Source organism: Acidisoma sp. 7E03 (genome assembly GCF_054665075.1).
Genome location: NZ_BAAFHE010000006.1, coordinates 266,798 through 292,744, shown reverse-complemented (window position 1 = coordinate 292,744; position 25,947 = coordinate 266,798). Strand labels below are relative to the sequence as shown.

29 protein-coding genes are annotated in these 25,947 nt (G+C 68.7%); 18 read left to right on the top strand and 11 right to left on the bottom strand.

All coding sequences use genetic code 11. The annotated features are described in order from the left end of the window. The first annotated feature begins 10 nt into the window (after positions 1 to 10). Both ACYQ6W_RS11930 and ACYQ6W_RS11925 read left to right on the top strand, forming a co-directional pair. The gene (locus ACYQ6W_RS11930; RefSeq protein ID WP_459675524.1) at positions 11 to 3,235 is read left to right on the top strand and encodes an error-prone DNA polymerase; all 3,225 of its coding nucleotides are present in this window, start codon (positions 11 to 13) and stop codon (positions 3,233 to 3,235) included. 133 nt (positions 3,236 to 3,368) lie between these two features. Then, complete coding sequence (locus ACYQ6W_RS11925) at positions 3,369 to 4,673, top strand: MFS transporter (RefSeq protein ID WP_459675523.1); 1,305 nt, start codon at positions 3,369 to 3,371, stop codon at positions 4,671 to 4,673. Here ACYQ6W_RS11925 and mltA read toward each other — a convergent pair. Further along, the gene (gene mltA, locus ACYQ6W_RS11920) at positions 4,607 to 5,833 is read right to left on the bottom strand and encodes a murein transglycosylase A (protein WP_459675522.1); all 1,227 of its coding nucleotides are present in this window, start codon (positions 5,831 to 5,833) and stop codon (positions 4,607 to 4,609) included. The two genes, ACYQ6W_RS11925 and mltA, sit on opposite strands and share 67 nt — an antisense overlap. 13 nt (positions 5,834 to 5,846) lie before the next feature. After that, positions 5,847 to 6,560 (bottom strand): Tim44/TimA family putative adaptor protein, encoded by a 714-nt coding sequence (locus ACYQ6W_RS11915; RefSeq protein WP_459675521.1) that lies wholly within the window; start codon positions 6,558 to 6,560, stop codon positions 5,847 to 5,849. A 159-nt stretch (positions 6,561 to 6,719) separates the two neighbouring features. Here ACYQ6W_RS11915 and ACYQ6W_RS11910 point away from each other — a divergent pair, with 159 nt between their 5' ends. The 5 genes from ACYQ6W_RS11910 to dnaQ all read left to right on the top strand — a co-directional run bounded on the left by ACYQ6W_RS11910 (position 6,720) and on the right by dnaQ (position 10,017). Then, positions 6,720 to 7,247, top strand: a complete 528-nt coding sequence (locus ACYQ6W_RS11910) for a histidine phosphatase family protein (protein WP_459675519.1) — start codon at positions 6,720 to 6,722, stop codon at positions 7,245 to 7,247. Between the two features lie 90 nt (positions 7,248 to 7,337). Then, positions 7,338 to 7,859 (top strand): protein-export chaperone SecB, encoded by a 522-nt coding sequence (gene secB / locus ACYQ6W_RS11905; RefSeq protein ID WP_459675517.1) that lies wholly within the window; start codon positions 7,338 to 7,340, stop codon positions 7,857 to 7,859. 18 nt (positions 7,860 to 7,877) lie between these two features. Further along, the gene (locus ACYQ6W_RS11900) at positions 7,878 to 8,720 is read left to right on the top strand and encodes a shikimate dehydrogenase (RefSeq protein ID WP_459675516.1); all 843 of its coding nucleotides are present in this window, start codon (positions 7,878 to 7,880) and stop codon (positions 8,718 to 8,720) included. Beyond that, positions 8,717 to 9,304 (top strand): dephospho-CoA kinase, encoded by a 588-nt coding sequence (gene coaE, locus ACYQ6W_RS11895; protein ID WP_459675515.1) that lies wholly within the window; start codon positions 8,717 to 8,719, stop codon positions 9,302 to 9,304. The genes ACYQ6W_RS11900 and coaE overlap by 4 nt, the downstream gene beginning before the upstream one ends. After that, the gene (gene dnaQ, locus ACYQ6W_RS11890) at positions 9,301 to 10,017 is read left to right on the top strand and encodes a DNA polymerase III subunit epsilon (RefSeq protein WP_459675514.1); all 717 of its coding nucleotides are present in this window, start codon (positions 9,301 to 9,303) and stop codon (positions 10,015 to 10,017) included. Before coaE ends, dnaQ begins: the two co-directional genes overlap by 4 nt. Here dnaQ and ACYQ6W_RS11885 read toward each other — a convergent pair whose 3' ends face one another. Genes ACYQ6W_RS11885 through ACYQ6W_RS11850 form a run of 8 tightly spaced genes read right to left on the bottom strand, consistent with a single transcriptional unit; the run spans position 10,018 to position 15,328 of the window. Further along, on the bottom strand, positions 10,018 to 10,188 hold the full coding sequence (locus ACYQ6W_RS11885) for a DUF1674 domain-containing protein (protein WP_459675513.1): 171 nt from the start codon (positions 10,186 to 10,188) through the stop codon (positions 10,018 to 10,020). Positions 10,189 to 10,230: 42 nt separating this feature from the next. Continuing rightward, positions 10,231 to 10,857: a c-type cytochrome biogenesis protein CcmI gene (gene ccmI / locus ACYQ6W_RS11880; RefSeq protein ID WP_459675512.1), complete on the bottom strand. Its 627-nt coding sequence runs from the start codon at positions 10,855 to 10,857 to the stop codon at positions 10,231 to 10,233. Further along, entirely contained in the window at positions 10,854 to 11,315 is a 462-nt protein-coding gene (locus ACYQ6W_RS11875; RefSeq protein WP_459675511.1) for a cytochrome c-type biogenesis protein, read from the bottom strand. Before ACYQ6W_RS11875 ends, ccmI begins: the two co-directional genes overlap by 4 nt. Further along, entirely contained in the window at positions 11,315 to 11,905 is a 591-nt protein-coding gene (locus ACYQ6W_RS11870; protein WP_459675510.1) for a DsbE family thiol:disulfide interchange protein, read from the bottom strand. Before ACYQ6W_RS11870 ends, ACYQ6W_RS11875 begins: the two co-directional genes overlap by 1 nt. After that, positions 11,902 to 13,866: a heme lyase CcmF/NrfE family subunit gene (locus tag ACYQ6W_RS11865; protein ID WP_459675509.1), complete on the bottom strand. Its 1,965-nt coding sequence runs from the start codon at positions 13,864 to 13,866 to the stop codon at positions 11,902 to 11,904. The genes ACYQ6W_RS11870 and ACYQ6W_RS11865 overlap by 4 nt, the downstream gene beginning before the upstream one ends. A 9-nt stretch (positions 13,867 to 13,875) precedes the next feature. Then, entirely contained in the window at positions 13,876 to 14,388 is a 513-nt protein-coding gene (gene ccmE, locus ACYQ6W_RS11860; protein ID WP_459675557.1) for a cytochrome c maturation protein CcmE, read from the bottom strand. Further along, positions 14,388 to 14,543 carry a heme exporter protein CcmD gene (gene ccmD / locus ACYQ6W_RS11855; protein ID WP_459675508.1) on the bottom strand — a complete coding sequence of 52 codons (156 nt, stop codon included), beginning with the start codon at positions 14,541 to 14,543 and terminating at the stop codon, positions 14,388 to 14,390. Before ccmD ends, ccmE begins: the two co-directional genes overlap by 1 nt. Continuing rightward, entirely contained in the window at positions 14,540 to 15,328 is a 789-nt protein-coding gene (locus tag ACYQ6W_RS11850; protein ID WP_459675507.1) for a heme ABC transporter permease, read from the bottom strand. The genes ccmD and ACYQ6W_RS11850 overlap by 4 nt, the downstream gene beginning before the upstream one ends. A 95-nt stretch (positions 15,329 to 15,423) precedes the next feature. Between ACYQ6W_RS11850 and ACYQ6W_RS11845 the strand changes: the two genes are divergently transcribed. The 8 genes from ACYQ6W_RS11845 (at position 15,424) to ACYQ6W_RS11810 (ending at position 21,794) form a co-directional block, all read left to right on the top strand. Then, positions 15,424 to 15,717: a YciI family protein gene (locus ACYQ6W_RS11845; RefSeq protein WP_459675506.1), complete on the top strand. Its 294-nt coding sequence runs from the start codon at positions 15,424 to 15,426 to the stop codon at positions 15,715 to 15,717. 7 nt (positions 15,718 to 15,724) lie between these two features. Beyond that, positions 15,725 to 16,141, top strand: a complete 417-nt coding sequence (locus ACYQ6W_RS11840) for an EVE domain-containing protein (RefSeq protein ID WP_459675505.1) — start codon at positions 15,725 to 15,727, stop codon at positions 16,139 to 16,141. Between the two features lie 171 nt (positions 16,142 to 16,312). Continuing rightward, on the top strand, positions 16,313 to 17,275 hold the full coding sequence (gene fabD / locus ACYQ6W_RS11835) for an ACP S-malonyltransferase (protein WP_459675504.1): 963 nt from the start codon (positions 16,313 to 16,315) through the stop codon (positions 17,273 to 17,275). A gap of 20 nt (positions 17,276 to 17,295) precedes the next feature. Next, entirely contained in the window at positions 17,296 to 18,033 is a 738-nt protein-coding gene (gene fabG / locus ACYQ6W_RS11830) for a 3-oxoacyl-[acyl-carrier-protein] reductase (RefSeq protein WP_459675503.1), read from the top strand. 230 nt (positions 18,034 to 18,263) lie between these two features. Next, on the top strand, positions 18,264 to 18,503 hold the full coding sequence (locus ACYQ6W_RS11825; protein WP_158804395.1) for an acyl carrier protein: 240 nt from the start codon (positions 18,264 to 18,266) through the stop codon (positions 18,501 to 18,503). Between the two features lie 9 nt (positions 18,504 to 18,512). Beyond that, positions 18,513 to 19,799, top strand: coding sequence for a beta-ketoacyl-ACP synthase II (gene fabF, locus ACYQ6W_RS11820; protein WP_459675502.1), 1,287 nt, complete (start codon positions 18,513 to 18,515; stop codon positions 19,797 to 19,799). 7 nt (positions 19,800 to 19,806) lie between these two features. Next, positions 19,807 to 20,799 (top strand): endolytic transglycosylase MltG, encoded by a 993-nt coding sequence (gene mltG, locus ACYQ6W_RS11815; RefSeq protein WP_459675501.1) that lies wholly within the window; start codon positions 19,807 to 19,809, stop codon positions 20,797 to 20,799. A gap of 86 nt (positions 20,800 to 20,885) precedes the next feature. Continuing rightward, positions 20,886 to 21,794, top strand: a complete 909-nt coding sequence (locus ACYQ6W_RS11810) for a formate/nitrite transporter family protein (RefSeq protein WP_459675500.1) — start codon at positions 20,886 to 20,888, stop codon at positions 21,792 to 21,794. 3 nt (positions 21,795 to 21,797) lie between these two features. Here ACYQ6W_RS11810 and ACYQ6W_RS11805 read toward each other — a convergent pair whose 3' ends face one another. Continuing rightward, on the bottom strand, positions 21,798 to 22,157 hold the full coding sequence (locus ACYQ6W_RS11805; RefSeq protein ID WP_459675499.1) for a hypothetical protein: 360 nt from the start codon (positions 22,155 to 22,157) through the stop codon (positions 21,798 to 21,800). Positions 22,158 to 22,299: 142 nt separating this feature from the next. Between ACYQ6W_RS11805 and thpR the strand changes: the two genes are divergently transcribed. The 3 genes from thpR (at position 22,300) to ACYQ6W_RS11790 (ending at position 25,747) form a co-directional block, all read left to right on the top strand. Next, the gene (thpR, locus tag ACYQ6W_RS11800) at positions 22,300 to 22,833 is read left to right on the top strand and encodes an RNA 2',3'-cyclic phosphodiesterase (protein WP_459675498.1); all 534 of its coding nucleotides are present in this window, start codon (positions 22,300 to 22,302) and stop codon (positions 22,831 to 22,833) included. 149 nt (positions 22,834 to 22,982) lie between these two features. Further along, positions 22,983 to 24,590, top strand: coding sequence for a heparinase II/III family protein (locus ACYQ6W_RS11795; RefSeq protein ID WP_459675497.1), 1,608 nt, complete (start codon positions 22,983 to 22,985; stop codon positions 24,588 to 24,590). Positions 24,591 to 24,625: 35 nt separating this feature from the next. Continuing rightward, positions 24,626 to 25,747: a glycosyltransferase family 4 protein gene (locus ACYQ6W_RS11790; protein ID WP_459675556.1), complete on the top strand. Its 1,122-nt coding sequence runs from the start codon at positions 24,626 to 24,628 to the stop codon at positions 25,745 to 25,747. Positions 25,748 to 25,947: the final 200 nt, after the last annotated feature.

The window sequence follows — 25,947 nt, the reverse complement described above, 5'->3', positions numbered from 1 at the left end:
ATCCCGACTCATGCCTTACGCGGAGCTTCAGATCACCTCCAACTACTCCTTCCTGCGTGGCGCAAGCCATGTGGAGGAGTTGATCGCGACCGCACAGGAGCAGGGCCATGCGGCGATCGGTCTCACCGACCACAATTCCGTTGCCGGCATGGTGCGCGCCTGGGTCGCGGCGCAGGAGGCAGGCCTGCGTCTCGTTCCCGGCTGCCGGCTCGACTTTCAGGATGCGCCCTCGCTCCTCGTCTATCCGCGCGACCGCCGCGGCTGGACGAATCTCTGCCAGCTTCTGTCGGTGGGCAAGACGCGCGGCTTCGCGGCCACCGGCCGGGCCGGCACCTGCCATCTGCTGTGGGACGACCTGCCACCACGGGCAGCCGCCCTCGTCGTGGTCTCTCTCGCCGAGCCGAACGACCCGCGGATCACGGCGCATCTCGCGGCGCTGCGCCAGCTCTTCGGGCGGCAAAGCTACCTCTCCCTCTCGCCCCGGCGTCTGCCCGGCAACGGACGACGGCTGCACCGGCTAGCGGCCGCCGGGCGCGGGGCCGGGGTCGCCCTGCTCGCGACCGGCGACGTGCTCTATCACACGCCCGAACGCCGCCCCCTGCAGGACGTGCTGACCGCCATCCGCAACCATACGACAGTGGAGGAGGCAGGCTTCCTGCGCGAACGCTATGCTGACCGGCATCTCCGCCCGCCGCGCGAAATGGCGCGGCTGCTCCGCGCCTATCCGGAAGCGATCGCGAATACGGAGGTTGTGCTCGACGCCGTGGATTTCTCGCTCGGCCATATCCGCTACCAATACCCGAGCGAAACGGCGGGCACGGAAACGGCGCAACAGGCGCTGGTCCGGCACGTCACGCAAGCGCTACCATTCCGCTACCCGGATACGGTGCCCGAGGGGATTCGCACCCAGCTCGATCACGAGCTAAAATTGATCGAGCAACTTGACTACGCCCCCTATTTTCTGACCGTCCACACCATCGTGCGGGCGGCGCGGGACATGGGCATCCTGTGCCAAGGCCGTGGCTCGGCCGCCAATTCCGCCGTCTGCTACGTCCTCGGCATCACCGAGATCGACCCCGTCGCCTCCAACCTGCTTTTCGAGCGCTTCGTCTCGGCCGAGCGGCAGGAACCGCCCGACATCGACGTCGATTTCGAGCACGAGCGGCGGGAAGAGGTGATCCAATGGGTCTATGCCCATTACGGGCGGGACCGCGCCGCCCTCTGCGCGACCGTCATGCGCTACCGCACGCGCGGCGCCGTACGCGACGTCGGCAAGGCGCTGGGATTGACCGAGGATGTGACGAGCGCCCTCGCCTCCCAGGTCTGGGGCTGGTCGGAGGAAGCGCTGACGGACGCGCATCTGCGCGCCCTCGCCCTCAACCCCGAAGACCGGCGGCTGCGCCTCACCCTGTCGCTCGCCGAAACGCTGATCGGCTTCCCCCGCCAGCTCGGCACCCATCCCGGCGGCTTCGTGCTGACGGAAACGGCCCTCGCCGATCTCGTGCCCGTGGCGCCCGCCGCCATGGCGGATCGGCAGATCATCGAATGGGACAAGGAGGATATCGACGTCCTCCGCTTCATGAAGGTCGACGTGCTGGGGCTCGGCATGCTCGGCTGCATGCGCCGCGCCTTCGACCTTCTGGCGGAGCACAAGGGCCAGACCATGAGCCTCGCCGGCATCCCGCAGGAAGACAAGTCAACCTACGCGATGATCGCGCGGGCCGATACGCTCGGCACCTTCCAGATCGAAAGCCGCGCGCAGATGTCCATGCTGCCGCGCATGAAGCCCCGCACCTTCTACGATCTCGTCATTCAGGTGGCGATCGTGCGGCCGGGGCCGATCCAGGGGGACATGGTGCATCCCTATCTCCGTCGCCGCGAAGGACGGGAGCCGGTCTGCTATCCCTCCCCCGATCTCGAGCGCGTGCTGGGCAAGACGCTCGGCGTGCCGCTGTTCCAGGAACAGGCAATGCAGGTCGCCATCCACTGCGCAGGCTTCACGCCAGGCGAAGCCGACCAGCTCCGCCGCTCCATGGCGACCTTCAAGATGACCGGTGGCGTCTCCAAATTCCGCGACAAGCTGATCGAGGGCATGGTGGATCGCGGCTATCCGCGCGACTTCGCGGAAGCCACCTTCCGTCAGATCGAGGGCTTCGGTTCCTACGGCTTCCCCGAAAGTCATGCGGCGAGCTTCGCCCTGATCGCCTATGCGAGTTCTTGGATGAAGTGTCATCATCCCGAGGTTTTCGCCGCCGCCCTGCTGAACAGCCAGCCGATGGGCTTCTATGCACCGGCACAGATCGTCGCGGATGCGCGGGCGCATGGGGTGGAGGTGCGGCCCGTCTCCGTCTGCCATTCCCGCTGGGACTGCACGCTGGAGCCGGGGAGCGCGGGCGGCTTCGCCCTTCGCCTCGGCCTTCGCATGGCGCGCGGCCTTGCCAATGAGGATGCGGCCCGTCTGGTGATGACCCGTCTGGCGGCGCCCTTCCCCTCGCTCGAGGATCTGGCCGACCGCACCGGCCTCTCCCGTCCGGCGCTCGAGAAGCTTGCGGCGGCGGATGCCTTCCTGGATTTCGGCCAGGACCGTAGACGCGCCCTCTGGGCCATCGGTGGTCTGGCCGAAACCGCCCTGCCGCTTTTTGCGGCGCGCAGCGCCGGCCCTGCAGAGCCTGCCCTGGCGCTGCCCGGCATGACCGAGGCGCGCCAGGTGGTGGAGGATTACCGCGCCACCGGCCTGTCGCTGCGCGCCCATCCCGTCGCTTTTTTGCGAGCCGCCCTCACCCATCGCCGCATCGCTGACTGCGCCAGCCTGCGCACCACGCGGGATGGCGCTTGGCTGACGATCGCGGGTCTCGTCCTCGTCCGTCAGCGGCCGGGCTCGGCCCGCGGCGTGCTCTTCATCACCATCGAGGACGAAACCGGCTTCGCCAACATCGTGGTCTGGTCCCAGGTCTACGAAGCGCATCGCACCGTCATTCTGGGCGGCCGCATGCTGGCCGTCCGCGGCCGGGTGCAGAAGGAGGGAGAGGTCATCCACCTCGTCGCGGACCGGCTGACCGACCTCTCCCCCCTGCTCGACGGGCTGGGCCAGGATGGGATCCCCAAGGCCCGCATGCCCGAGGCTTTGGCGCGCGCCGACGAGGTGAAGCGGGGCGGCCCCGGGGGCCGCCCCATGCCGCCGCCCTCCGCGCAAGCCCCGCCGGGGCTGCGGGTGCCGACGCGCGATTTCCGCTGAGCCTCCCGGCACAGCTCTGCCGCAAATGCATGCCGTCCCGCAGAAAGCTAAGGGCTTCATCAAAGCTTATGCCCCAAGTCCGACATGATCGGCATGTCATAGAAGGTCGCACCCGTCTGCCGCAGGAGCCGCCGTGTCCACCCGCTTCACCTCCATCGTTCCGGTCCTGCTCGGCGTCCTGATCGCGGAGGTCGCCTTGGGGATGCTGACCACGCTCATCCCGCTCGACCTCGCCGCCAAGGGCCTGAAGGCCAATGCCATCGGCCTCGTCGGCTCCGGCTATTTCGTGGGCTTCCTCATCGGTACGCTGACCTGCGCGCGGCTGGTGCGCGCCGTCGGCCATATCCGCGCCTTCGCCGCTTTTCTCGCGGTCTCCGCCGATTGCGCCCTGCTGATGACCCTCGCGCATGATCCGCTGCTGTGGACTGCTCTGCGGCTCGTCATGGGCTGGGCGCTGTCGGGCATGTTCCTCGTTGCCGAGAGCTGGCTGAACGACAAGGCGGACAACGCCTCCCGCGGGCGGGTCTTCGGCGCCTATCTCTTCGTCTCCTGGGGCGGTGCGGCCCTCGGTCCGCTCGCCTATGCCCTGTTCAAGACCGCCGACCGGTCGCTCGCCATCGTGGGCGCGGCGCTCGCCACGGCGCTGCTGCCCATGGCGCTGACACCCACGCCGAATCCCACGCTCGGCGAGCGGCGGCGCTTCGGCCTGGTCAAGCTCTTCGCCATCTCGCCCATGGGCACGACCTGCGTCATCGCCTCGGGCCTGGTGAACAGTTCCTTCTACACCCTGGCCCCCGTCTATCTGGCGCGCCATGGCTTCACGCAGAACCAGATCCCGACCTTCCTGTCGGCGGCCCTCGCCGCAGCACTGGTGGTGCAGTATCCGGTCGGCATGGCGGCAGACCGGATCGGCCGCCGACCCATCACGCTGGCAGCCCTCGGCCTCGCCTTCCTCGTCTCGCTGCTATTTCCGATTCTCGGCGGCGGCTCGGCCTTCTGGGTACTGATTCTGCTCGGCTGCGTGCTTTCGGGCGTCACCGCGCCGCTCTACGGCCTCGGCGCCGGGCAGACCAACGATCACGTCGATCGCTCGGATTACGTCGCCTCCAGCGGCGGGCTGCTCTTCGGCTGGGCCGTGGGGTCGAGCGTGGGGCCGCTGCTCGCGGGCGTCGTCATGTCCCATCTTGGGGCCGACTCGCTCTTCTTCTTCCTGGCGCTCTGCCTGGCGCTGCTCTCGGGCTTCACCTTCTTCCGCATCCGCAGCCGCCCCAGCGTGCCGAGCGAAAGCGCCTTCGTGCCGGCGCGCGCGGCGCCGGCGCAGATCCTCATCCCCGAAGAGCCTCTGCCCGCGCCGACCGCCGCAGGCGGGGATCAGGACACCGGCGAAGGCTCGGAGGCGGAGGCAGGCGACGCCGAGGGTCGCGGCAGCAGCACGTAGAGCTGCCCCGGCGCATTCATTGCCCCGGCGCCGGCCGAGGCTTGCGCGCCGGTGCCGAAGAAGAGGTCCGCCCGCAAAGGCCCGGTGATGGCAGAGCCGAGATCCTGTGCCACCACCAGCCGGTCGAGCTCTGCATGGCTCACCGGGTCGGTCGTCGTCAGCCAGACCGGCGCGCCCAGCGGCAGGAAGTGGCGATCGACGGCAATGGAATGCCCCGGCGTCAGGCTGACGCCGAGCGCCCCGGGCGGTCCGGCATCGGGCGGCAGTTCGGGCATCACCTGGAAGAAGACGTAGGAGGGGTTGGCATCCATGATCGCCTTGGCGCGTTCGGGATGCGCCTCCAGCCAGGCCCGGATGCTCTGCTCGGTCACACCATTCTCGGGCAGAAGATGCTGCTGCACCATCACCCGACCGATCGGCACGTAGGGACGGCCGTTCTTGCCGGCATAGCTCACGCGCATGACGTGCCCGTCCGGCAGGTCGATACGGCCCGAGCCTTCGATCTGCAGGAAGAAGGCGTCCACCGGATCGGCGAGCCAGGCAATCGCCAGCGCATTGGTGTCCAGCGCGCCATTCTCGATCTGGAAGCGGTCGTAATAGGGCACGACCTTGTGGCCATCGAGACGGCCGACCGCCGTCTTGCCCGGCTTGTCCGGGTCGAAAGCCCCGAGATCCACGGTCACGAGATCGGGCGGCAGGCTGAGAAGCGGCGTCTGGTAGCGGCCGCCCGGTACCGTCGAGCCCTCGACCTCAGGCTCATAATAGCCGGTGATCTTGGCCGTGCTGCCACCGGCTTGGGTGACGAGATAGGGTTGGAAGTAGGTCTCGAAATAGCTGCGGGCCGCGCCATCGTCATCCGGCGGCACGCTCTTGGCGGCGGCGCAAGAGGCCTGCCACAGCCCGGCCTTGCCGCCGAGTTCCCCGGCGAGGCCGGAGCCGCCCAGCGCCTGATCGGGCGGGAAATATTGAATGCGCTGGCAGCTGGCGACGAAGGCAGACAGCGCCGCCGCCGGATGCGCGGCCGACCAGCCGGGCAGGCTCGCGAAAGCAACCGGCTGCCAGCTTGCGGGCCCCGTGCTGCCCGTCTGCGGCAGGGTGCAGCCCGCCAGCAGGCTCATGATCGCGCCGGCGCCGCCGACGCGCAACCGCCGTCCCGTCATCCTCCGCGGCCTTTCAGGCGCTGCGGGCGGCGGCAAGACGCCAGGTTTGGTCGCGGAGCGCAAGGTCACGCTCGAAGGTCCAGAGATCGACCATCTCGGTGATCCCATCCGTCCCCGACACCGGCTGCCCGTCCTTGTTGGAGGTCATGTTCACCTGGTCGGTGACGAAGCGGATCGTGACGTCGGCGAGCGAGCCCTGCAGTTCGACGGCGACGATCGCGGCCGTGGAGATTTCGCGGATCTCGGTGCGCTGCGTCTCCTCCGCCGCCTCGCGCGCGGCGATGGCGGTTTCGAAGGCGCGGTAGGTCTCGTCGGTCAAAAGGGATCGGAGCGTCACCCGGTCGCCGGCCGCGAAGGCCGTGACGATGGTGCGGAAGGTATTCTCTGCGGCTTCCAAAAAGCGCTGCGGCTCGAAGCCGGGATCGACGCTCTTGAGGCGGCGCAGCTGCTCGCCGAGGGGCGAGGCCGGATCGGGCAGCGGCCGCACCGGGCGGGGCGCCACGGGCTCGGCCCGTCCTTCGATCACCGGGCTGCGGGCTTCGGGCTTGGCGGGCTTGCCGCCGCGCTGGGCGTCGGCCCGGCCGCGAAAGCCGAAGGGCTGCATCGGCCGGGGGCGGCCTTCGAAACCGGTACGGCGGCCGAGAATGCTCCTCAGCCGCAGGATGAGGAAGGCCGCGATCAGACCGAAAAGAACGAGATCGACCGGAAACCCGCCGGAAAAATTCATGAAAACCCATTCCTGGACGTGGCCCTCGGGCCCCGCCTGTGCCAATGCAGGGAGACATAGGCCGGTGTTGGCCGCATCGCAACCAAGGCGCCGCTCCCGGTTTGCGGCTCCGTCGGGTCATCCCGCTTCATCCGCCGCAACGCTCCAGACAAGCTTAGCATGATTCTGCTCCGCCATGGCCAAAGCGAATTCAACGTCCGGTTCTCGCAGACCGGAATCGATCCGCGAATTGAAGACCCGCCGCTGACGCCGCTCGGCCGGCGGCAGGTGGAGGCCGCGCTCGCCGCCCTCGCGAAGACGCGCATCACCCGCATCATCGCCTCTCCCTATACCCGCGTTCTGCAAACGGCCGAGCCTTTCGCCCGCCATTTCGGCCTACCAGTGACGATCTCGCCCCTGGTGCGGGAGCGCTACGCCTATTCCTGCGACGTCGGTAGCCCGATTAGCCGGCTCGGCCCCGTGTGGCCGGCGCATGATTTCGCCCATCTGCCGGAGCGCTGGTGGCCGGAGGAGACCGAGACCGAGCAGGCGATTCTTGCCCGCGCCGCAAGCTTCCATCAGGAAATGGCCGCCCGCGCCGATCACGATGAGACGCTGGTCGTCAGCCATTGGGGCTTCATCCTGGCCATGACCGGGCAAAGCCTGAATAATGCCGAATGGGTCGTGATCGAACCGACCGCGGCTTGACGCGTAACCGGCCGCAAGAGCGACGCCGCCATCTTGGCGCCCAAAGCCCCCGATGCTAGGGGCACAACGACCGAGACCGAGAGAGAACCCATGTCCGACCAAGCCCAAGCCAATGCTCAGACCGTCGCAGCCCCGCTCGTCGTCAATGCGCAATACGTCAAGGATCTCTCCTTCGAGGTTCCCGGCGCGCCGCAGATCTACACGGTGCTGCGCAGCGCCCCGCAAGTCGCCGTCAATCTCGACGTGCAGGTGAAGCGCCTGGTCGAAGACCAGCTGGTCTTCGAGGTCACGCTGCTCGCGCGCGTCGAAGCGACGAAGCCCGCGGACATGCCGACCAACGCCGGCGAAGGCCCCATCGTCTTCCTGGCCGAGCTCTCCTATGCCGGCATCTTCACCCTCAACGGCATCCCCGAGAACCAGATCGAGCCCGTGCTGATGGTGGAAGGCCCCCGCCTGCTCTTCCCCTTCGCCCGCAACATCCTGGCGGACGTGACGCGTGACGGCGGCTTCCCGCCCGTCCTGCTCGGCCCGATCGACTTCCTCTCCCTGTGGCATGCCCGCCGTCAGCAGGCCGCGGCCGCCGCTCAGGCGGCGAACGCCACGGTCAACTGAGCCTCCGGACCGCCGCCGATGGCCATCCTTTCGGGCCAGGCCCGGCTGGCCGGGGTCATCGGCTGGCCGGTCGCGCATTCGCGCTCCCCGCGGCTGCACAGCTTCTGGCTGGACCGCCATGGGATCGACGGCGCCTATGTGCCGCTCGCCGTCCGGCCCGAGGATTTCGCGACGGCGGTGCGCGGGCTGGTGGCGGCGGGTTTTCGCGGCGCCAACGTCACCATTCCGCATAAAGAAGCGGCCTTCGCCCTCTGCGACACGGTAGCGGAGAGCGCACGCGCCGCAGGTGCGGTGAACACCCTCGTCTTCGACGCGGGGCGCATCACCGGCCACAACACCGATGGCAGCGGCTTCCTTGCCAATCTGCGCCAGCACGGTATCGATCCGGCGGCGGGGCCCGCGCTTCTCCTCGGCGCCGGCGGTGCGGCGCGCGCCATCGCCGCCGCGTTGCGCGCCTTGGATGTCCCGGTGACGCTCACCAACCGCACCCGCGCGCGGGCAGAGGCGCTGAGCGAGGCGCTGCCCGGCTGCCGGGTGATCGACTGGGACGCGCGGGATGCGGCGCTCGCCGACCACGCCCTCGTCGTCAACACCACGGCCCTCGGCATGAGCGGCCACGAACCCTTGCCGCTCGACCTCGGCCGCGCCCCTGCGGGCATGAGCGCCGCCGACATCGTCTATGTCCCGCTCGAGACGCCGCTCATCGAAGCGGGGCGCCGCCTCGGCCTGAAGGTGGCGCCCGGCCTCGGCATGCTGCTGCATCAGGCGGTGCCGGGCTTCGCCGCCTGGTTCGGCGTGACGCCCGCGGTGGATGCGGGGCTCGAAGCCTTCATCGCCGACGATTTGCGGGCGAAGGGGTGAAAGTCCTCGGGCTGACCGGCGGCATCGGCATGGGCAAGTCCACGGCGGCTGAGCAGTTCCGGCGCCTGCGCATTCCCGTCTTCGATGCCGATGCGGAGGTGCACCGCCTGCAGGGCCGCGGAGGTGCCGCCGTCGCCGCCATCGAGGCGGCTTTCCCGGGCGTGGTTGAGAACGGCGCCGTCAACCGCAACCGCCTGCGCGCCGCCCTCACCGCCGATCCGCGCGGCTGGACGATGCTGGAAAGAATCCTTCATCCGCAGGTGCGCGCCGCCCGGCGGCGATTCATCGCGCGCCATCGCCGCCACGCCGCAAGGCTGGTCGTGCTCGACATCCCCCTGCTGTTCGAGACAGCGCCCAATCCGGATATCGACCTCGTCGTCGTCGTCTCCACCTCGGCCGCCAATCAGCGCGCACGGCTCCGGCGTCGGCGACGGATGACGGATGGCGAGATCGCCGCCATCATCGCCCGGCAGATGCCCGATTCGGAAAAGCGCAAGCGGGCGGACGTGGTGGTCAAAACCGGCCTGTCCCGCCGCCATGCCCAGGCGCGGATTCGGCGGCTGGTTCAGGAGATTCGTGGATGACGCGTTCCATTCTCTTCGATACGGAAACGACTGGGCTCGACCCGAAGACCGGTGACCGGGTGATCGAGATCGCCGCCCTGGAACTCATCAACGACCTGCCGACCGGCGTGCATTTCCACCGCCTCGTCCACCCCCAACGGGACATTCCGGAAGAGGCAACCCGGGTGCACGGCTTTACGCTGGAGCATCTGAAGGACGCGCCGGTCTTCGGCCTGGTGGCCGCCGAAATGCTGGCCTTCATGGGCGAGAGCGAGCTGCTGGTCGCGCATAACGCGCCCTTCGACTTCAACTTCCTCAATTGGGAATTGAAGCTGCTGGGTCTGCCGCTGCTCGCGCCCCATCGCATGGTGGATACCCTCGCCATGGCGAAGGAGCGGTTTCCGGGCATGCCCAACAGCCTGGATGCGCTCTGCCGGCGCTTCGGCATCGACCTATCGGCCCGCACCTCCCACAACGCGCTGCTCGACTGCAAGCTGCTGGCCGAAGTCTATATCGAGCTGACGGGCGGTCGGCAGCGTGGCCTGTCGCTGGCTGCAGTGGAAGGCGGGGCGAGCACCACGCACGCGCAGTATGATGCGCCCGCGACGCGCGCGCCGCGGCCTATCCTTGTCTCACAAGGGGAAGCCGCGCGTCATGCGGCATTTCTCGCGCAGTTGAAGGACCCGATCTGGCTGCGCGAACCGCCGGCCGAGGCCGCAGCGGCCGCCGGCTGATCAGAAGTCGCTGCAGCGGCCCTTCTGCTCCCAGTCGCCGAAGCGCGTGGGCTCGGGGCCGGCGGGGCCGCCGATCTCCTTCGGCATGACGGCTTTCGGGTCCACCGGCGGGGTGTCCTGCGGGCTCGGGGGCGGGTCCTGCGGGGCAGGTTTCGGATCGGATTGGGTCATACCCGATAGATAATCCGCCCGCCGCACTGAGCAAGCACCAGGTCAGCGGCCCTCGGCCGTTTGCTGCGCAATCGCCGCGGCCGCCTGCTGGAGCTTCGCGAGTTGCGGGTCGAAGCGAATGGCGAGCGCGCGGCGCCAGGCCTCGGCCGCACCCGCCGCATCGCCCATGTCGGCATCCAGCCGCCCAAGCAGGACATAGCCCTGGCGGGCCCCCTCGCTCGTTGGATCGAGCCGCGCGATCTTGTCGCGCAGCAGGGCGAGCATCGCCTCGTCCTCCTGCCGCTGCTGGACCATCGCCTGCAGCCGTGGCGCGAGCGGTGCGGCGGGCAGCAGCGGGGCGCCGTTCTGCAGGTAGAGGATGAGGGCGAGGAAGGGCAGCAGCGGCACCATCAGGGCAAGGCGCCAACTGCGCCAGGGTCGCGGGGCGGGCGGCAGCGCCTCCGCCGCCGCGTCGGCGGCGAGCAGCCGCCGCTCGATCTCGAGCCGGGCTTCCCGCGCCTCCGCCGCGCCGAGCGCGCCGCGCGCACCCTCCTCGGCCACTTCGCCCAGCTGAGCGCGGTAAAGCGCGAGGGCGGCCTCCCGCCGGCCGCGGAGGGCGACCTGACGCTGCGCCACCAGCACCGGCAGCATGACGAGGAGGGAGAGAAGGACGAAGCCGAGCCAGATCATGGGCGAAGCAACTGCTCCAGCCGGGCGCGTTCCGCGGGGCTGAGGGGCGCGGGGGGCCCCTCGCCGCGGCGGCGGCGCAAGCCAAGGAGAACCGCGGCCGCACCCAGAAGGAGGGCGAGCACCGGCGTCGCCCACAGCAGGGCGGTCAGCGCATCGAAGGGCGGGCGCAGCAGGATGAAATCCCCATAGCGCTGCACCATGGCGGCGATGATCTGCGGGTTCGTCCGCCCCGCCGCCACCTGCTGGCGGATGAGGGCGCGAATGTCCCGGGCGAGATCGGCGTCACTCGCCTCGATGCTCTCGTTCTGACAGACGAGGCAGCGCAATTGCTGACCGATCGCCTCTGCCCGCGCCTCCTCAGCCGGGTTGGGCAGCATCTCGGCCGGGTCGCTGACGGCGCGCGCTGACCCGATGCCGAGCCAGAGGCCGAGCAGGACGACGGTGAGCGCCCGCCGCATCAGGCAGCCGCCTTCCGCCACAGCGGGCCTAGCTCCTGATCGATCACCGGGGCGGTGAGCGCGCCGGCATAGCGCCAGCGGACGATGCCCTGCGCGTCGATGAGATAGGTCTCCGGCACGCCGTAGAGCCCCCAGTCGAGCGCGACCCGCCCCGGCTGGTCGAGCGCGATACGGGCATAGGGATTGCCGTTCTGCGCCAGGAAGCGCCGGGTGGCGTCCGGGCTGTCCTTGTAGGCGATGCCCCAGATGGGAAAGCCCTGGCGCGTCAGCTGCATCAGCATGGCCGCTTCCTGGAGGCAGGGCACGCACCAGGAGGCGAAGAAGTTCACCAACAGCGGACCTTGCGGATGCTGCAGCTCGGCGCCGGTCATGGCCCCGCCGTCGAGGCCGGGCAGCGTGAAATCGGGAACGCGGCGGCCGATGAGCTGGCTCGGCAGGGCGTGCGGGTCAAAGCGCCCCTCACCCATCCGCCGCAGCATGAAGGCGAAGCCGCCGCCCGCCGCCGCCAGCGCGAGCAAGGGAACGCCGAGCAGCAAGCGCCGCCCGATGAGGGTTTTCTGATGGGTTTCCTGAGGTGCAGAATCGCTCATTCCGCCGCCACCGCCGATTGCGCCGGCGCGCGCCGCTGGCGCAACCGCAAGGGGGCGCCGATGCGGAGCCGCCGGTCGGAAAGCGACAGCGCCCCGCCGGCCGCCATGATCAGCGCGCCGAACCAGATCCAGGGAGCGAGCGGATTGACGTGGATGCGCAGCACCACGCCGCCATCCCGCACATCCCCCATCGCCACATAAAGGTCCCGCACACCATTGGTCTGGATCGCGACTTCCGTCGTGTCCTGCTGCTGCAGCGGGAAGCTGCGGCGTGCGGGGTGGAGGGTCGCGACCCAAGTGCCGCTCGCGAGATCCGTCACGCGCACGGCCGCAATCCGCGCCGTATAGTCCGGCCCCGGCTGATCGATGACGCTCTCGAGCGTCCAGCCATAGCCGCCCAGGCGGACGGTCTCACCCGGATGCACCAGGCTAATGCTGTGCAGCGCGAGCGTCATGCCGGTGATGCCGGCGAGGGTGACGCCGAGGCCGGCATGAGCGAAGGCCGCGCCAAAGGCTGCGCGCGGCAGATGCAGGAGCCGGCGGGGGCGCCAAGCGCTGCGCTGGCCGAGATCGGCCACGGCCGCGAGCAGGAGCCACAGCGCCCCGCCCAGGCCGAGGGCGGGGCGAAGACCATGTGCGGGCAGGATCAGGGCCACCAGCAGCAGAGCCGCGACCGCTGCCCACCACAGCCGCAGCAGGGCCGGCGCCAGCGCCGCACGTTTCCAGGACAGCGCAGGCCCGAGGCCCATGGCGGCGATCAAGGGAGCCGCGAGGGGAACGGCCGTGCTCTGGAAGAACGGCGCGCCGACGCTGATCTGCTGGCCGAAGAGCAGTTGCACGAAGGGCGGGTAGAGCGTGCCCACCAGCACCACCGCCATGATCGTGCAGAGCAGGATGTTGTTGAGCACGAGGCCGCCTTCGCGCGAAAGCGGCGCAAAGAGCCCGGCCGGCTGCAGCAGCGGCGCGCGGAAGGCAAAGAGGGCGAGCGAGGCGCCGATGACCAGGCCGAGGAGAGCGAGGATGAAGACGCCGCGCGCCGGATCATTGGCGAAGGCATGCACTGAATTCAGCAGGCCGGAGCGCACCATGAAGGTGCCGCAGAGGCTGAGGGAGAAGGTGCCGATGGCGAGCAGCAGGGACCAGATCTTCAGCGCCTCGCGCTTCTCCACCACGATCGCCGAATGCAGCAACGCGGTGCCGGTGAGCCAGGGCAGCAGCGAGGCATTCTCCACCGGGTCCCAGAACCAATAGCCGCCCCAGCCGAGGACGTAGTAGCTCCACCAGGAGCCGAGGGCGATGCCGGCCGTCAGGAAACACCAGGCGGCGAGGGTCCAGGGCCGCACCCAGCGGCCCCAGGCGGCATCCACCCGGCCTTCGAGCAGGGAGGCAACGGCGAAGGCGAAGGCAATCGAGAAGCCGACATAGCCGGTGTAGAGAATCGGCGGATGGAAGGCGAGGCCCGGGTCCTGCAGCAGCGGGTTGATCCCCTGCCCCTCCATCGGCGGCGGCCAGATGCGCTGGAAGGGGTCGGACAGCAACAGGGTGAAGAGCAGGAAGCCCGCGGCGACGCAGCCGAGCACGCCCAGGACACGGGCACGAAAGCCGGAGGGCAGCCGGCCGCCGCAGGCCGCCACCACCCCGCCGCACAGAGCGAGGATCAGGCACCACAGCAGGATCGAGCCCTCGTGGTTCCCCCAGGTGCCGGTGATCCGGTAGAGCAGCGGCACCGCCGCGCTGGAATATTCGGCGACGTTCCGCACCGAGAAGTCGGAGACGACGCCGGACCAGACGAGCGCGAGGAAGGCAAGCATGACGGCGAGCGCCTGGGCCAGGCCGAGGGCGGGCGCCGCCGCGATCAGCCGGACGTCGTTGCGATAAGGCCCCCAGAGACCGCAGAGCCCCTGCGCCGCGGCGACGATGCAGGCCAAAGCCAAAGCAAAATGGCCGAGTTCCGGAATCATGCCGCCGCCTCAGCCGCCCGCCTGGACCAGATGCGGGGGATCCGCCCGAAAGGCCGCGGCCGGCGGCGGCTTGCCGCTGGCAGGATTCCACAACCCGTCCTTCTTGAGCGCCTGCTCCACCTCCGGCGGCATATAGTCGGCGCTGTGCTTGGCCAGCACCTCGCTCGCCCGGAAGACGCCATCGCGCGACATCGCGCCGACCGCGACGATCCCCTGGCCCTCGCGGAAGAGATCGGGCAGCACGCCGGCATAGGCGGCGGTCACGACATGGCCGCGCTCGTCGGTGACACCGAAGGTGACACCGGGGGACCCGTCCACCTTCGCGTCGTGCAGGGAACCCTGCGCGACGATCCCGCCCAAGCGGAAGACGCGGCCCGGGGGCGGATGCTGCGCGAGCACCGCGCCCGGCAGCATGAAATAGACGATGTCGCCTGAGAATGCGGAGAGGGTGAGCGCCACCGCGCCGCCAAAGGCCAGAAGGCACGCCCCGACCAGCCACAGCCTGCGGCGCTTGCGCGTCATCATGCCCGGCTGCCCCGGCGGCGCGGAGTCTCGGCCTCCAGCGCCGCCAGCCGCTGGCGCGCGCGGCGGCCACGCGCCCAAGCCTGCAGGCCGAGACCGATCAGCGCGGCGAGGGTCACGCCATAGGCGCCGAGGATATAGGGCGCGTGGTTCATGCCGCCTTCTCGCCTCGGCCGAGACGGGCCTGAAGCAGCGCGCGCACGCGCCGCTCCACCACCGCGGCGCGCAGGCGCGTCAGCACGATGGCGGCGAAGAGGAGCGTCATGCCCAAGGCCGAGACCAGGAGTGGATCGAGCATCGCCGCCGGCATGGTGGTCTGTCCGAAGAGGTGGATGCTGTCCGGCTGATGCAGCGTATTCCACCAGTCAACGCTGAACTTGATGATAGGCAAATTGACGAGGCCGACGAGGGCGAGAATCGCCGCAGCCCGGAACCCGCGCTGCTCGTTGTCGAAGGCGCGAATCAGCGCGACATGGCCGAGGTAGAGGAAGAATAGCACCAGCACAGAAGTCAGCCGCGCATCCCACACCCACCAGGCGCCCCACATGGGCTTGCCCCAGAGACTGCCCGAAACGAGACAGACGGCGGTGAAGACGGCGCCCACGGGCCCAATTTCCATGGCGGCGAGATCAGCCAGCGGATGCCGCCAGACGAGGGAGGCAAGGCCACAGGCGCCCAGCGCGGCGTAGCCCATGGAGGCGATCCAGGCCGCCGGCACATGCACATACATGATGCGCACGGCATCCCCCTGCTGCCAGTCGGGAGGCGACAGCCACAGGCCCCAGGCGAGACCCGCGACCGTGACCAGAACGCCAGCGGCCGTCACCCAGGGAAGCACGCGGCCGGACAGCCGCAGGAACCGCCCGGGATTGGCAAAACGGTGCAGAGTCCGGGCGCTGGATCCTGTCGCGCCGGGCCGCGCTGTCGCGATTGCTTTCACCGGGCCTCCATAGCGAAGCGCACGCCGAGTTTGAAGGCTCATAGGCCTGAGTTAGAGTGACCAGAACATTACAAAGCGACAGGACCCCTCCCGCCATGCTCTTCGCGATCTCCGCCATGGACAAGCCCGGCGCGGCAGCGCTGCGTGCCGAGACCCGCCCCGCCCATCTCGCTTATCTCGATGGGATGGTGTCGCAGATGGTGATCGCGGGACCGCTGCTGGACGCAGGGGGCCAGGCCGTCGGCAGCCTCCTGATCGTGGAGGCCGAGTCGCAGGCGGCCGTCGAAGCCATGGCCGCGGCCGATCCTTATGCGCAGGCGGGTCTCTTCGAGACCGTCACCATCCGTCCCTATCGTGCCGTCTACAAAGACGGCGCCCGGGCGGGTTGAGGCGCCGATGCCCGCTTATTGGCTCGTCAAGAGCGAACCCGACGCCTTCAGCTGGGACCAGCAGGTGACGAACCGCGTGGAGCCGTGGACGGGCGTGCGCAACTTCGGTGCCCGCAACAACCTGCGGGCGATGAAGAAGGGGGATCTCGCCTTCTTCTACCACTCGAACATCGGCCGGGAGATCGTGGGCGTCGTGCGCGTGGCGCGGGAACACTACCCCGACCCCACGGCCGAAGGCGGCGACTGGTCGGCGGTCGATATGGAGGCAGTGAGCCCGATGCCCAAGCCCGTGACCCTGGCGCAGATGAAAGCGGATCCGGCGCTCGAAGGCTTCGGGCTGATCCGCCTCTCGCGTCTCTCCGTGGTGCCGGTGAGCGAGGCGCACTGGGCGCATATCTGCGCTCTCGGTGGCTGGAAAGCGTGACGGGTCGGGCGGTTTCGCGCCGCCCGGCGCCGCGGCCTCCGCTCACGAAGATTGACTCCAGGTTACGTGGAGGCTAACCCCCCGCCGCATTGCAGCGCCGCAAACTGGGCTGATCATCCTGGCGTAAGCTGATCTCCGTGGGCCTCCGAGCCTTATCCTCAAGGACAGTCAATGGTCGTTCGCGCCTTCATCTTTCCCGGCCAGGGAAGCCAGTTCGTCGGCATGGGCCAGGATCTGGCGGCTGCCTTCCCCAGTGCGCGCGACGTACTGGCCGAGGTGGACGACACGCTGAACCAGCGCCTCTCCAAGCTGATGTTCGAGGGCCCTGCCGAAGAGCTGACGCTGACCGAGAACACGCAGCCCGCACTCATGGCGATTTCCCTGGCCGTGCTGCGCGTGCTGGAGCAGGAGGGCAACCTGCCCCTGCCGCAGACGGCCGCGCTCGTTGCCGGCCATTCACTCGGTGAATACAGCGCCCTCGCCGCAGCCGGCGGCCTGTCCCTCGCCGAAACCGCCCGCCTGCTCCGCCTGCGCGGCAGCGCCATGCAGCGTGCCGTGCCGCCGGGTGAAGGGGCGATGGCCGCCCTCCTCGGCACGGACCTCGAACAGGCGCAGACGATCTGCGCCGAAGCGGCGATCGACCCCGAGACCGAACAGAAGCAGGTGGTGCAGCCGGCCAATGACAATGGCGGCGGCCAGGTCGTTATTTCCGGCCACAAGGCGGCCGTGGAACGCGCCGTCGAAATCTCCAAGGCGCGCGGCATCAAGCGCGCAATGCTGCTACCGGTCTCAGCCCCCTTCCATTGCGCCCTGATGGCGCCGGCGGCGGATGCCATGGCGGAAGCCCTGGCCACGGCGACGCTGAAGGCGCCGAACGTGCCGCTGGTCGCCAATATCTCGGCCGCCAAAGCGACCGACCCCACCGAAATCCGCACGCTGCTGGTGGAGCAAGTGACGGGCATGGTGCGCTGGCGCGAAAGCGTATTGGCCATGGCCGAGATGGGCGTCACTCATTTCGTCGAACTCGGCGCCGGCAAGGTGCTGACCAATCTGGTGCGCCGCATCCTGCCTGATGCGACGGCCACCGCCATCGGCACGCCTGCCGATATCGAAGCCTTCCTGAAGTCGCTCTGAGCGCCGGAGGAGACGAGACCATGTTCGACCTGACCGGCAAGACCGCCCTCGTCACTGGCGCATCGGGCGGCATCGGCGGCGGCATCGCCCGCGCGCTGCATGCCCAGGGCGCCGCCGTCGCCCTGTCCGGCACCCGGCGCGAGGCGCTGGAGACGCTAGCCGCCGAGCTCGGCGAGCGCGTGGCCGTCTGCCCGGCCGATCTGCGCGAGGCAGGTGCAGCGGATGCGCTGGTGGCCGCAGCAGAAGAAGCCCTCGGGCCGCTCGCCATTCTCGTCAACAATGCCGGCTTCACGCGCGACATGCTGGCGCTGCGCATGCAGGATGCTGACTGGCAGAGCGTGCTGGACGTCGATCTCTCCGCTCCCTTCCGCCTCATTCGCGCGGCGCTGCGCGGTATGCTGAAGCGGCGTGCCGGGCGCGTCATCAACATCGCCAGCATCGTCGGCGTCACCGGCAATGCCGGGCAGGCGAATTATTCCGCCGCCAAGGCCGGCATGATCGGCATGTCCAAGTCCCTCGCCCAGGAAGTCGGTAGCCGCGGTGTCACCGTGAACGTGATCGCCCCGGGCTTCGTCCAGACGGCGATGACCGACGTGCTGAAGGACGAGCAGAAGGCGAGCCTGCTCGGCTCGATCCCGCTCGGCCGGATGGGCCAGCCGGGAGACATCGCCGCGGCCGCCGTCTATCTCGCCTCGGACGAGGCCGGCTGGGTCACCGGCGCCACGCTGCACGTCAATGGCGGCATGGCGATGGTGTAGCCAGATCACCTCTTGAATTGCGGGAAAGACTTCCCGTAACGCTTTGTCCATCGGCGGCCGCGTCACCACAGCGTGTGAGGCAGTTGGCGGGTCAGACAAAACCATGCTAAGCGCGCCACAATCCGGGCTATACCTCTCGGGGCGGCGCGGACTACATGCCCCGGACGAGGAACGTTCTGGGCGTTATTCGGATCAAAACCACTAGCCGTCACGCAGGAGTATCGAGGTCCATGAGCGAAGTCGCCGACAAGGTGAAGAAGATCGTGGTGGAGCATCTGGGCGTCGAGGAGTCGAAAGTGACTCCGGAAGCGTCCTTCATCGACGATCTCGGCGCCGACAGCCTCGACACCGTCGAGCTGGTGATGGCTTTCGAGGAAGCCTTCAGCGTCGAAATCCCGGAAGACGCCGCCGAGAAGATCAGCACCGTGAAGGATGCGATCGACTACATCGAGAAGCAGAAGGCCGCCTGAGGCCGTCTCATGTCGGGTTCTCGAACCATCGAGCTGCGGCGGGTCGTCGTCACAGGCATGGGCATCGTCTCCCCCTTAGGGATCGGTGTCGAAAACGTGTGGCGCCGGCTCATCGAAGGCCAGTCGGGCCTGCGCGCCATCCAGTCCTTCGATACGTCCGACTTGCCGGCCAAGGTCGCGGGCGAGGTTCCCGCTGGCCTGAAGGCCGACGGCGGGCTTGACCTTTCCGAATGGATTCCGGTCAAGGACGTCAAGAAGATGGACCGCTTCATCCAGCTCGGGATGGTAGCGGCGATCGAGGCGGTCGAGGATTCCGGCTGGACGCCCGAAAGTGAGGAAGACCGTTGCGCCACCGGCGTGATGATCGGCTCGGGGATCGGCGGTCTGCAGTCCATCTATGAGGCCTCCGTCCAGGTGCATGAGGGGAAGGTGCGCCGCCTGTCGCCCTTCTTCATCCCCTCGGCCCTGATCAACCTCGTCTCTGGCCACGTTTCCATCCGCTACGGCTTCAAGGGCCCGAACCACTCGGCCGTGACGGCCTGCGCCACCGGCGTGCATGCGATTGGCGACGCCGCGCGGCTCATCGCCCTGGGCGATGCCGACGTCATGGTGGCAGGCGGCGCGGAAGCTGCGGTCTGCACCCTCGGCATCGGCGGGTTCTGCGCCTCGCGTGCGCTCTCAACCGCCTTCAACGACGAGCCGACCCGCGCCTCCCGTCCGTGGGACAAGGACCGCGACGGCTTCGTCATGGGCGAGGGTGCCGGCGTTCTCGTGCTCGAGGAATACGAGCACGCGAAGAAGCGCGGCGCGAAGATCTATGGCGAAATCGGCGGCTACGGCCTGTCCGGTGACGCGCATCACATCACCGCGCCGGCCGAAGGGCATGATGGTGCCTTCCGCGCGATGAAGGCTGCGCTGCGCAACGGTGGCGTCGACCCTTCCGAGATCCAGTACGTCAATGCCCACGGCACCTCCACGCCGCTCGGCGACGATCTGGAGCTGGAAGCGGTGGAGCGGTTCTTCGGCGACCACGCAAAGACCCTCGCCATGTCCTCCACCAAATCGGCGACCGGCCACCTGCTGGGCGCGGCCGGGGCCATTGAGGCGGTCTTCTCCATCCTCGCGGTGCGGGATGGCGTCGCGCCGCCGACGCTCAACCTGGAGGAACCGAGCCGCCCGAGCGTCATCGATCGGGTTGCCAAAACCGCCCAGGAGCGGCCGATCAAGGTCGCGCTGTCCAACAGCTTCGGCTTCGGCGGCACCAATGCGAGCGTGATCTTCCGCGCGGTGGACTGACCGCCGCGTGGCCTCACGCCGTCTTCTCGGCCGCCTTGGCTGGATCATCCTCCCGCTCGTAGCGCTTGTGATCGCGCTGCGGGCGGGCGAGACCTATGTGCAGCAGACCTGGCGCGGGCCAGGCCCCCTCGCCCAGACGACCGATTTCGTGGTGCCCCGCGGCACTACGGAGGTGGTGGGAACAGCGCTGCACGATGCCGGCATCATCGACAGCGTCCTCGCCTTTCGCGTGGCCGAGCATCTCACCGATGATCGCGGCCCTCTGCATGCTGGGGAATTCGCCTTCCCCGCCCATGCGAGCCTTGCGGAAGTCTTCGGCATCCTGCGCCACGGGCGGCAGGTCGAACATCATCTGACCATCCCCGAAGGCCTGACCGCGAAGGACATCACGGCGCTGATCAATGCGGCGCCGGCGATGACAGGCACCGTCGATCTGACCGAGGAAGGTGCGATCCTCCCGAACACCTACGACTACCTCTACGGCACGCAGCGCCGCGTCCTGCTCGAGCGCGCCGAGCGCGCCTTGACCACCACCATGGACCGGCTCTGGCCGGAGCGCGCGGCGGATCTGCCCCTCACCTCTCCGGCGCAGGCGATCATCCTCGCGAGCATCGTGGAACGGGAGACGGCGAAGCCCGAGGAACGGCCGATGGTGGCCACAGTCTATCTCAACCGGCTGCGCCTGGGGATGAAGCTGCAGGCCGATCCGACGGTGATCTACGGCCTGTCGGATGGCAGCGGCGTCATGAGCCGGCCGCTCGATCATGGCGACCTGATGCAGCCCTCGGCCTACAACACCTATCTCAACCAGGGGCTGCCACCGGGGCCGATCGCGGCACCCGGGGTCGCCTCGATCACGGCGGTGCTCCATCCTGCGCAGTCCGATGCGCTCTATTTCGTTGCCGATGGCCAGGGCGGTCACGTCTTCAGCCATGACTACAAGCAGCAGGTGAAAGCCGTAGGGCGCCTGCGCAAGATGGATGCCGCCCGCGCCAAATAGCGCCACCTCCCGCATCCGTGAGCAGGACGCGGCCTTGCAGAACCGGGCTTTCGGGGCCTTATCCAGCGGCCCGCAGAGGCCGTTTCATGAACGATTCGAACGCGACCGACAGCACAGAGCGCAGCCGGGATCTCGACGAGGAGATCGACACCGAAGCCGGCGCCCAATCGCCTCATCTCGACGAAAATCAGCAGAAGCAGGCGGGGGACCGCGCACCGCCGGGCGCCATCGTCATTCATGAGATCGTCCGCGAGCAGGGTCTCGACGAACTCGCCCGCTCCACGAGTTCACTGGCCTGGTCGGGCTTGGCTGCCGGCCTCTCGATCGGCTTTTCCTTCGTGACGCAGGCAACCCTGATGGCCATGCTGCCGGATACGCACTGGCGGCCCATGGTCGCCTCCTTCGGCTATGCTCTTGGATTTCTCATCGTCATCCTGGGGCGCCAGCAGCTCTTCACCGAAACCACCCTGACGGCGCTGATCCCGGCGCTGACGCAGCGCACGCTCTCGATCTTTTTGCGCACGACCCGCGTCTGGGTGGTGGTGCTGCTCGCCAATCTCGTGGCTACCTGGATTTTCGGCTTCGTACTGTCGCGCCCCGAGATGCTGCCGGCCGATACGCTCGCCGCCATGCATCTGCTGGCGGAACACGCCTTCGGCGAAAGCTTCGGGCATACGGTGATGATGGCGGGAGCTGCGGGATGGATCATCGGCCTCATGGTCTGGCTGCTGCCGGCGGCCGCGGCCGCGCAGCCGTTCATCATCATCATCCTGACATACACGATCTCGCTCTGCGGCTTCCCGCACATCATCGCGGGATCGGTCGAGGCTTCCTTCGCCGTCCTCACCGGCCAAGCGGGGCTCGGAGACTATGTCGGCCGTTTTCTCCTCCCGACGCTGCTCGGCAACACCATCGGCGGGACGCTGCTCGCGGCGCTGCTCAACCACGCCCCGGTCGCCGAACATCTGCACCAGGTGCGGCAGCCCATTGGATGACGGCTATTTCGGCACCACCTGCGCGCCACCGGGGGCTGCTCCACTGTCCGGGTGGATCACCGGCATGCGAGAGGGCACGGCGGGCTTGATCACCGGCATGCGGGTGTCGCTCTTCGGCGGGGTAATGACGCTGCCACCGTCTGACTTCGGCGGAATCTCCGGCGGCGTGGTCGGCGTGGGTCCCGCCGGGCCGGGCGGTCCCGGCGGCGCCGGGGCGACGGATTTCGGCACAGTCACGCTTTCGGCCTGCGCGGCACGTCCCGTTGCGCCCCACGCCAGACACAGACCGATCGTCGCCGCGGCGACGCCCGGTTTCGCCCATAGCTTGCCCATGGCCTCCTCCTCGATCCATTGGCTCTTCATCTGGTGACCACAGGTGGCCGCGTCACCACGGCCTTCATCACGATGGGCGGACGCGAGACGCGAGAGCCGATATTGACCGGGCCCTTCGGGAAGAGAATGCTGCGACGCGACAGGCTGACTGAGGCTGGAGGCTTCCGAGCGGATGAGACTATTTGTCGCTCTCGACCTGCCTTGGCCGCTGCGCGCGCGGCTGTCGCAGCTGGCGACTGGCATTCAGGGCTGCCGCTGGCTGTCGCCGGAAAATCTCCATCTGACGCTGCGCTTCATCGGCGAGGTGCCGCATTGGCGCGCGGAAGAAATCGACCTGGCCCTGCAGGCGATCAGGGCGCGCAGCTTTCCCCTGACGGTGTCCGGTGTCGGGCTGTTCGAGAAGGCCGGACGCGTCACCAGCCTCTGGGCTGGAATCGAGCGAAGCCCGCAACTCGACCATCTTCAGGCGAAGGTAGAGACGGCGCTGCAGCGTGCCGGGCTCGAGCCCGAGCGGCGGCGGTTCACGCCGCACGTCACCCTGGCTCGTCTGGATCAGGCGGCCAACGAGAAGATCACCGGCTTCATCCAAGGCAATAGCCTGTTCCGCGCCGAGCCCTACGAGGTCGACCGCTTCACCCTGTTCAGCTCGCAACTCGGCAAGGAAGGATCGGTCTATACGGCGGAATCCGACTACGGACTGGCCTAGGGACTACCCCGAGCGGTTTCGCCTGCCGCTTGTGCTACGGGCATTGCGCTGTCTAGAAGGTTTCATGTCTATCAGAGACGTATGCACAGACGCATTCTTGCTTTCTGCCTTCCCGGCCGGACGCAACATGCCTTTCGCCGGATGGATTGATGAGCGGTAAGTCTCCCCGCGGAAGCTGGCTGCGCGGTGCGCGGCTAGGCCTCGCAAAACTCCCGAGCCTCCGTCTGGCGCGCGTGCCCGACGCCCCCACCCTGCCGGTCCGCGACCTCTGGCCCGGCGATCCGACGCTCGGCGCCCGCTTGCTGAAGGGCGAGCTGACGGTTGGCAATTCCGTGAGGAGTCTGCAACCGGGCAGCTGGGGAGACACCCAGGGATCGGTCGCGCTTAGGGCTGCAGGCCATACCTTTACCTGGCTGCGGGACCTGCGCGCCCTTGGCACCGATGCGGCGCGCCAGCGCGCCCGCACCCTCGTCTCGGAATGGATCGCGACCGCCCATACCGATAGCGTCGCCTCCCGCCCCGACGTCACGGGTGCGCGAATCGCCGCATGGCTCGGGCACTATGATTTCTTTGCCGCGAGCGCGGATGATGCGTTTCGCCAAAAGTTGATGGGGCGGCTCGTGGCAGATGCGCGGGCGCTCTCCGCGGCCCTGCCGGCCGAGGAAGGCCAGGCGCGGGCGCTGACCGCGCTGAAAGGCCTCGTCGCGGCCGCCGTCGCCCTGCCGGACCAAGGCTCCTTCCTGGCGCGGGCGCTGCGGTTCCTGCCGGCCGAACTCAACCGCCAGGTTTTGCCCGACGGCAGCCATATCGAACGCAGCCCGGCGAACCATCTGGCGGCGCTGCAAGACCTGACAGAGGTGCGCGCCTTGTTGCAGGCGGCGCAAGCCCCGCCGCCCCCCGCTCTCGGCCCCTCGATCGACAAGCTCGCGACCAGCCTCCGGATGCTGCGTCATGGCGATGGCGGCCTCGCCCTCTTCAATGGCACCAAGGAAGAGACCTCGAGCCTGGTGGATCTCGTGCTGACCCAGGCCGGCCGGCCGACCCGCGCGCCGAGCCAGCTCGTCGACGGCGGCTTCCATCGGCTGCAGGCCGGACGCAGCGTGTTGCTGATGGATACGGGTGCACCCCCACCCCCGGGACTCGACAGCTTCGCCCATGCCGGCACCCTGTCCTTCGAGTTCTCGGTGGGGCGCGACCGCATGATCGTCAATTGCGGCGCCGCGCCCGAGGCAATGAGCGAATGGCGAGACGCGCTGCGCGCGACCGCCGCGCATTCCACCCTCGTGGTCGCCGATACCAGCTCCTCCGAGATCAAGCCCGCCGGCTTCGGTGGGCGGCGCGTCGAAAAGGTCGAGGTGCAGCGGCAAGAGGCGAACGGCGCGCACTGGCTCGAAGCCAGCCAGGACGGCTGGCTGCGCAGCGCCGGTGCGCTGCACCGCCGCCGCCTCTACATGGCGGAGAGCGGCGAGGATCTGCGTGGCGAGGACGCGGTGGAAGCCGAAACGCCGCAACCCTACGTCATCCGCTTTCATCTGCATCCCTCGGTGCAGGCAACCGTGCAGGCGGAGGGCGATGCCATCCTGCTGCGCCTGCCGAGCGGGCAGAGCTGGCGCTTCCGATCGGAAGGCGCCGCGATGACGCTGGAAGAAAGCATCTACATGGGTGGCACGGAGCCGAAACAGACAAGCCAGATCGTGCTGGCTGGCGACGAGGCCTCTCCCCAGCAGGTGAAATGGGCGATCACGAAGGTCGGCTGACCGGGGCTACCTCCCGGCCCGGCAACCGCCGGCCGCTGAAGATTCTCGAACTGACCAATACCGATTTCGCCATGCACCATTTCCTCGCGCCGCTTCTGCGCGAGGGACGGGCCCGTGGGCACGAGATGGTGGGCGCGACGACCGAGGGACCGCTGCTCGCCCCGCTGCGTGCGGAAGGGTTCCGCGTCCTGCCGCTGCCGCTGGAGCGCCGCGCCTCGCTCTCGGCGCAGGCGCGCGGTCTCGCCGCCATGATCCGCCTGATGCGCGCGGAGCAGTTCGACCTCGTCCATGCCCATATGCCGCTCTCGGGGTTTTTCGGGCGTGTCGCCGCCCAGGCCGCAGGCGTGCCCCATGTGGCCTATACCTGCCACGGCTACCTCTTCAATCAGCCTAGCCCCTGGCCGCGCCGCGCCGCCTCCTTCGCCATGGAATGGAGCGCGGGTCGCCTGACCGATCTCTACCTCACGGTTTCGCAGGAAGAGGCACGGGATGCGCGGCGCCTGCTGATCGCGCGGCACCCGATCGCCATCGGCAATGGCCGGGACCCCGCGGTCTTCCATCCCGACCCTGCGGCGCGCGCCCGCATCCGGGCGGCGCTCGGCGTGCCGGAGGATCGCGTCGTCGTCGTCATCGTCTCCCGCCTCGTCCGCCACAAGGGCCATCCCGAACTGCTCGCGGCGATGGAGAGCGTGCCGGACGCCGAACTCTGGGTGGTGGGCGAACGGCTCGGCTCCGATCACGGCGAAGACCTCGAAAGCTACTTCCGGGGGTCCGTGTTGGGTCCGCGCCTCCGCCGCCTCGGCTATCGCGAGGATACCGCGGCGGTTCTCGCGGCCGCCGACATCTTCGCCCTGCCGAGCCATTTCGAGGGTCTGCCGATGTCGGTCATCGAAGCCATGCTGACGGGCCTGCCCGTCGTCGCGACCGACATTCGCGGCCCACGCGAGCAGGTGCTGCCGGGCGAGACGGGCTTTCTGGTGCCGCCGCGCAGCATCCAGCCACTGGCCACGGCCCTGGGGCAGCTCGTGGCCGATCCAACCCTGCGCGCCCGCATGGGGGCGGCCGGCCTCGCCTATGCCCGCGACAGGTTCGACGAAGGCAAGATCATTGGCCGGACGCTAGACCTGCTGGAGGAGACGGCACGGCGAAGGGGTTGATGACGGTCAGCCGGCCTCCAACGCGGACGCCAGAACCAGGGCGTGGTAGACGTTGACGCCATGCGCTTCGGCGAAGCGGAGGGCGCGGCGACCTCCGTAACCGTTCCGGGGCATCATACGATCTGCCCTGCCGCTTTTCCATGACCCACGCTCTGGACTGCGCCCCCCGCTCCGCCCTATCTCCGCGCTTTCGTTGCCGG